7 protein-coding genes and 1 pseudogene are annotated in these 4,067 nt (G+C 42.2%); 1 reads left to right on the top strand and 7 read right to left on the bottom strand.

The window, feature by feature from the left end; genetic code table 11:
• Positions 1-53: 53 nt before the first annotated feature.
• On the top strand, positions 54-425 hold the full coding sequence (locus EAO37_RS08815) for a hypothetical protein (RefSeq protein ID WP_162983014.1): 372 nt from the start codon (positions 54-56) through the stop codon (positions 423-425).
• 56 nt (positions 426-481) lie between these two features.
• On the opposite strand, the gene EAO37_RS08810 is transcribed toward EAO37_RS08815, so the two are convergent.
• The 7 genes and pseudogenes from EAO37_RS08810 to EAO37_RS08780 form a co-directional block, all read right to left on the bottom strand.
• Positions 482-844 carry a type II toxin-antitoxin system RelE/ParE family toxin gene (locus EAO37_RS08810; protein ID WP_240451800.1) on the bottom strand — a complete coding sequence of 121 codons (363 nt, stop codon included), beginning with the start codon at positions 842-844 and terminating at the stop codon, positions 482-484.
• Positions 845-856: 12 nt separating this feature from the next.
• Positions 857-1,105, bottom strand: a complete 249-nt coding sequence (locus EAO37_RS08805; RefSeq protein ID WP_120953350.1) for a hypothetical protein — start codon at positions 1,103-1,105, stop codon at positions 857-859.
• A gap of 25 nt (positions 1,106-1,130) precedes the next feature.
• Positions 1,131-1,820, bottom strand: coding sequence for a replication initiation protein (locus EAO37_RS08800; RefSeq protein ID WP_120953347.1), 690 nt, complete (start codon positions 1,818-1,820; stop codon positions 1,131-1,133).
• A gap of 32 nt (positions 1,821-1,852) precedes the next feature.
• Positions 1,853-2,386: a hypothetical protein gene (locus EAO37_RS08795; protein ID WP_120953344.1), complete on the bottom strand. Its 534-nt coding sequence runs from the start codon at positions 2,384-2,386 to the stop codon at positions 1,853-1,855.
• A 169-nt stretch (positions 2,387-2,555) separates the two neighbouring features.
• Positions 2,556-3,293 (bottom strand): hypothetical protein, encoded by a 738-nt coding sequence (locus tag EAO37_RS08790; RefSeq protein ID WP_120953341.1) that lies wholly within the window; start codon positions 3,291-3,293, stop codon positions 2,556-2,558.
• A 136-nt stretch (positions 3,294-3,429) separates the two neighbouring features.
• The gene (locus EAO37_RS08785; protein WP_162983013.1) at positions 3,430-3,654 is read right to left on the bottom strand and encodes a hypothetical protein; all 225 of its coding nucleotides are present in this window, start codon (positions 3,652-3,654) and stop codon (positions 3,430-3,432) included.
• 60 nt (positions 3,655-3,714) lie between these two features.
• Positions 3,715-4,067, bottom strand: a pseudogene (locus tag EAO37_RS08780) (hypothetical protein); the annotation flags it as partial.

Raw genomic sequence — 4,067 nt, 5'->3', positions numbered from 1 at the left:
TTTGTGTTTTGCCATATCTCATCCATGTTTAAACAATCTGGAGTCAAACATGCGTGCGTGTTGGTGTAGTGGTGGATAAACCTAATGTATGCAAAGGGGATGACATTATCCACAAGGTGCAGGACAATAGCGGGAAGTGGAATGGCTTTAAAAGGTGGCTTAATCAAAAAACCGGGGGAGTTATAGGCATTGATCCAGAGCTAGCCCAAACAGATAATTCTATTAACCAATACATCTACTCTCTAGCGCGCGCGATGAACAAGGGGAAAACCACGAATCAAACCATAGAGGACGCTAAGAACTTAAGCGCGCTCAAGCTCAGAAGCGCGCAGGAGAACACGGCTAGAATGGGGGAAAATCAGAGTATCTTGCTGACTTTCCTAGAACAACAAATCAACCAGCTTAAGGCTTTAAAGGTAGGATAAGCGCACTTGATCAGAGTCTAAAAACTCGGCTGCATCAAAGGGTTTTAGGGTTACTTTCATGGCAATTCCTCTAAGATTCTTTGCGCCTTGATTATATCCTTTTGCTGTGTGCTTTTATCGCCTCCACATAGCAAAATCACCAAAGCATTACCCCGTTTAGCCACATAGAGGCGGTAGCCAGGTCCTGTGTGGATGCGCAACTCAAAAAGCACACCACCCATAAGTATTTGAAAAATTTTAGAGTGGTGAGGATAGTTAAAGTCCTCCGCGATCATTTCGTGTTGGTCGATCTCAGCTCTTGTTTTGGCTACTTCTAAGAAGTGAGCCAACACAACCTGCTCATACTCCTTAATAGCGTCCATTTCAGAAACATAAAAACCTAGCTGAAAATTGTTTTGCTGGGATTTTGAACTATTCATGCGATTTTTCCTTCACTTTGCGTCTTTTGCGAAATGCTTGATAAAGTCCTCATGACTTTTAAACACATGGGTAAAATAACAGCCGGGTTTATCAATTTTAAAACTTTGAATGTACTCTTGGCAAAGACTAGCTTTAGAATAATCGGTGCTGTTGGGGTTAGTTATCTCAAACAAACACACGATAGAGGGGTTGTTGTTGCGGTGTGTCTTTGCGCTCACTAATTTGATGTGCTCGAACAAGTATTTATTTTGGATATACAAAGCCCCACTAAGCCCTTCAAAACTTTTAATGTGTTCGCGCTCTTTTGAGTTGTAATAACTTTTTTTTGCTTTCTTGTTCCTTGCGCTTTTGTTCTTGTTCTTTAGCCATTGTGTCTTGGATGCGATTCTGCGTGCTGCGCTTGAGGATAGCCTTTTGCATGCCCAAACTAGGATGGGGCTCAAAAGTGAAAGTGATGCCTACCACCTTATTGCCTTTGCCCTTTTTGGTTTTGGTGTAGCTAATGGTTTTGTAGGGGAGGGTTTGGTGATCGGGGTTTTTGGGGTCATACTCCTCTTCAAGCATAGCTAACTCTTTGCAAGCGGGCTTTAGAACAATCCTATCAATATCTACAACAGCCAAGCCCTTAGGTATCCCCATGAATTCTTTGAAACGCTCAAAGTCGTTTTGATATATTGACACCTTGCACTTGCCATGTGTTTTTACATCCTCAAAGCGCACTAGGAGTCTGTAGAGGTTTTTGGCATACTTGCCCTCCAGAGACACAAGAACTTTTAATTGCAGGGCAGTGAAATTAGCACTTAGATCATTGAGCAAATGGAGAAAATAAGGAGCATTTACACCCACTTCAATATATCTGAGCTTGGGAGTTTTATCTGAAACAATGGTGAAGTGTTTAAAAACAAAACGATTGGTCTTACTGATTAACTCTTCGCCATTTTCTTTAAAGTGGGCGATTTCCCAAAAGTTAGCCATTCTTACATTTTTCCAAAGAGTCTTAACCACTTTTAACAGCCCAACTTCATCAATTTTTGGCGCGCGATCATGGCTTTGACCTCTTGGGGGGTGAAGTGGATCAGAGTGTCGCCATTGTCTTTGAGGCGGTTAAACAAACTAAAGAGCAAGTTTATTTCACGCGCGCCCAATTTGCCTAAATTGACTTGATAGATGTCGTTGTGTAACACCACTTGGTTAGGGTTGGCAATGGGTGAATCTTTGGCGAGCACCGCGTCTTTAGAGGGGAGGGTATCTGCTGGGGAGATCACCACGACATCTTGCGTGAAGGGGAATGTTTCTGTAGCGCGCTCTTGAGGGATGCTAGGGGGGAGTTCTTGGGGCGTTTTGGAATCGGGGAGATGCTCTGAGATGGCTACGAGCTTTTTGAGATAAGCGTCTAGGCGGTCGACATAGGTTAACTCTAGCGTCCTTCTTAAAGTGGGCTCGGTGGTGATGTCAATGACCTTAGCTAAAGCCTTCACCTCCGCCTCAATGACCCTAACTTCTGCTAATTGTCCTTGCAAGTCTTTTGCGTCTATTGCCATCAATATCCTTTATAGGTTGGCTGTCAACTTAATTAACAAGCTAGCTTTAACCTTTGTTAACTGCTTTGCAATGCCCATGTCTAGGCACTTCTTAGGCAAATTTACTTGTATTATAAATGCCATTAATTTAATTTGCCCTTAATGTAGCGCAATTTGCCCTTAATGTAGCCTAATTTGCCTTTGTTTTAGAAACTGATTCTCTTTGTTCGACATTGAGTTTTTGCAAGAGCTGTTTAGCATCTAACAAGATCAAGGGCAAATGTTGTGCATGGGTATTGAGAAAGCGATTAGCACTGAGGATTTCTCTAGCGATGTAGGATAGACTTTTACTAGTGCGCGCCAGAGAGTGATTGAGTTGGATAAAGTTTTGATTGAGTAATAGACTTTCTTGTTCTTGTTTAGTTGTGGCTTGTTGGCGTTGTTGTACGCATTTATCCCACTCACTCTCTAAGTCCTCCTTCTCTTGTTTGAGTATATTGAAGCGTTGCACTAAGAAAGCTAATCTTTCATTAGCAATGGTGAGCAGTGCCTGCTGGTTGCTTTGGATAATGCCTAGCTGTCTGTCTTGCACACTGGGATTAACTTCTTGGAGCTGGGGCACAAGATGGGTTAGAGTTTTGAGCTTGTAGTAGTGGTGTTTGAGATTTTTAAGTGTGGGTGGTTGGTGATGCAGAGCTTGGGCGATATGATCTATAAAGTTAAGATTGATAAAATTTCTCTCTTGGGTGGTGCGTTGCATTGCTATTTCACTTTTAAGTCTAGCCATGTGCAATAGAGTGTTTTTATCCAAATAGCGTTGATCTAAGCGTTGGTATTGCTCATAGATGGCTTGCTTCTTTTGCAAGAGGGTGAAACCTCTAGTGTGCTTTTCAAAGAGTGTGTTGGTGTAATCCAGCCAAGCTTGCAAGTCCTCTTTAGTGTGGGTGATGTGGTGTTGATGTTATTCTAAAGTTTGGGTGAAGTAGGCTTTTAAATTCTCAAGAGTAGGAGCATCTAAAACATCTAAAGGTTCAAAGTGTTCTTTGTTGGCTGGGCTGTAGCTTTTAGAGAGAATGGCGCGCCAATCTAAATTCTACTTGGCTAGGAGAAAACGAATCACCTAGTTTCTCCCAAGCGCGTTTGGCTAAGACTTGTCTGACACGCAAGAGCTTGTCTGCATAAAACTTAGTACGCTGTTCTAGCTGTTTGATGCGTTTATGGATGGCTGATGAACCAACGCTTAGGAGTTCTTGGCTATAGCGATTGAGTTGTTCTTCTTTGCTAGACAAGTCTTTTTTCGCTTGTCTCTCTTCATCTCTGATATTGCGCAAGCGTCGGTTGAGATTGTCTCAAGCCTGCAAACTGGGTTGATTAACATAGAGATGCTCAGGAGTTTGCAACCACGCATTAACACGATAGCTAAACTCCTCTCTTAAATCGTGAAAAAACTCTTTGCAATCGGTGCGGGTGGCAAAGCGCAATCGCTTTTTGGTGATTTGATTGCTCTTATTGGTAAAGACATGGATATGGGCATGTTCTTGGTAGTTATGGGGCACTAAAGCAAATTTGTAATCAGGCATACAATCTCTGAGTGTTTCAAAGGTGGTATCGTATAACTGAGGCAATGGATAGTATCCAAAGGTATAAGTAACGAATGCACTCCTCCTAACTAATAACCCGCATTTCTTATCTGTTTTGAGGA

The organism is Helicobacter sp. L8, assembly GCF_003660355.1.
GTDB classification, from domain to species: domain Bacteria; phylum Campylobacterota; class Campylobacteria; order Campylobacterales; family Helicobacteraceae; genus Helicobacter; species Helicobacter labacensis.
The sequence above is the reverse complement of the archived record's forward strand: the minus strand, read 5'-3'. Positions and strand labels throughout refer to the sequence as shown.